Source organism: Pyrobaculum sp. (assembly GCF_049971835.1).
In the GTDB taxonomy this organism is placed as follows: Archaea; Thermoproteota; Thermoprotei; order Thermoproteales; family Thermoproteaceae; genus Pyrobaculum.
Window position 1 is genome coordinate 1 of sequence record NZ_JBMFKV010000298.1, and the last position, 1927, is coordinate 1927.

The following is a 1927-nucleotide window of genomic DNA, read 5'->3' on the forward strand; positions in this document are numbered from 1 at the left end:
ATACTCGTCCGCCACCACCACTATAAAATCCCCCGAAGGCGAAGGCAGTGGCGCCCTTACAGTAGTGCTATATCTTACTATGTCCTGTGCATGCGTTATCTGCATTAACATGAGCGACATAACGATTACAAGCGATATAACGACTTCCTTACGCATATCCAAAACTTCTCCCAGTTTAAAAAATTTTCTCACAAATCTATATAAAGAGTGACGCAAATATCGAGGCGGTGGCTATGATTGAAGCTATAAGTCCGTAAAGAGCGCTGGCGAAGAAGTTGCCGTCACTCATCTTACCAATCAAAACCCCCAAAGCCACCGAGTTTATGACAGCCCCCACCAAGGCGTATCTCAACACCTCCGGTACCCTGCTCCATGTAATTAGCTGAATATTCATAGGAACAGCGCCGGCCGCCGACACGTTTGTAGCGTAGTCGGCCACTTGGAAAATCAGCGTCTTCACCACGCCCCCCATGAGGACGGCGATTATGCCAATAGTCATAAAGCCAAACATGACGGACCCCCTGGCGTTTGCCCGCGCCGCCTTCAAAATATCCACAAGCTCCCTCGACGTGTCGGCGAGCTCTGCAAAAATCTCGTGTCTAGCGCCCAGCTTCTCCGCCTCCGCCGAGGCGTGGAGAACCACGCGGGCGAACCACGGCGCCCCAGCCCCCGCGGCCTTCACCGCCTCTGAAAAAGTAGCCCCCGACACAATCCTCCTCATCACGTCTCTCAAAAGCCGGTCAAAATGCCTATTGTACGTCTTCCTCTCCGCAAGCCTCACAACCGCCTGCGCGGGAGACAGCCCAGTCTTCACCAACTCAGCCAAGTCCCTGGTGAAGAAAGGCAACGCCGAGATGAGCCCCCACCTCCTGGAGCTCTCCGCCAGGTATTTGGGAACAACGAAGCCGAAGACAGCCGCCGCCGCCACGCCCAGCGCAATGGCCGCGGCGTACGACGCCCGGATATCTCTAAGGAAAGGCAGGCCGTTAGCCGGGAGAGACTTCACCGGAAGCCCCAGAGGGCTCACAGCCATATACACGGCGAAGCCCGCGGCGGCCCCCGCGGCCGCCCCGATGCCGTACAGCCTGTACCACTTCAAAAACTTCTCAGGCGTCTTGGGATACGACGCGTCTAGGAGAAAAGCCAAGGCCACGGTGAAGAGCGGGATCCCCACAAAGGTGTAGGCCAGCAACTGCATAGACGCCCCAGAGCTGTAGAAAATCGTCGTGGTGATGAAGAGCATCAGCGGCAAGACGCCGAAAAACACCAAAATCACCTCCCCCAGCGTCTTCAAGTTCTCAGCCAGACGGGCATAGGCGGACTTAAGCTCAAACAAGACACTCCTCAAAAGATCCCTCGCCTGGATATACTGGCTGAGCCCCACCGTGCGGGCGACAGACATGGTAATTAGGAAGTCTGAAACCTTGCTCCCCTCAAAAAGCCGCGCCGCCTCCCCCAGAGCCTCGTACGACGTCGGGATGAACCGCTTCAACTGCAACCTCTCAACCCCCTTAGCCATCGCAGACAAGCTCGGGGCGAGATCCGCCTCCCGAGCCACCGCGAAGAAGCCCTCAGCCATATCCCGCTCCGCCGCGGCGTAGATAGTGGCGTACACAGCCGCAGGCAGAAGCTCCCCCTCCGCCCTCCCCAGCCTACTCCTAACCTCAAAAAGGGGGTACATATACAGCACAGGCGCGAGGAGAAACGCCAGCAGAGCCCCGGCGAGAAACATCGGCTGGCGCGCCATTAAGGCAAACGCCGCCAGCACACCACCGAGGCCCCCGACGGCGGCCACCAAAATCAAGCCGGTGCGCCTCAGCGCGTCCAGCCTAACCCCCAGAACAGCCGCCTGCTCCGGGTCAGGCGAAAGCCTCCTCAACATAGCTCCACCACCCCCTCCGCCTTGCCCACCCTAACCCTGTAGCCC

1 protein-coding gene is annotated in these 1927 nt (G+C 58.3%); it reads right to left on the reverse strand.

Annotation, left to right across the window (positions count from 1 at the left end):
* Positions 1-196: 196 nt before the first annotated feature.
* Positions 197-1882 carry a type II secretion system F family protein gene (locus ACP5J3_RS13900; protein ID WP_428496229.1) on the reverse strand — a complete coding sequence of 562 codons (1686 nt, stop codon included), beginning with the start codon at positions 1880-1882 and terminating at the stop codon, positions 197-199.
* Positions 1883-1927 lie beyond the last annotated feature (45 nt).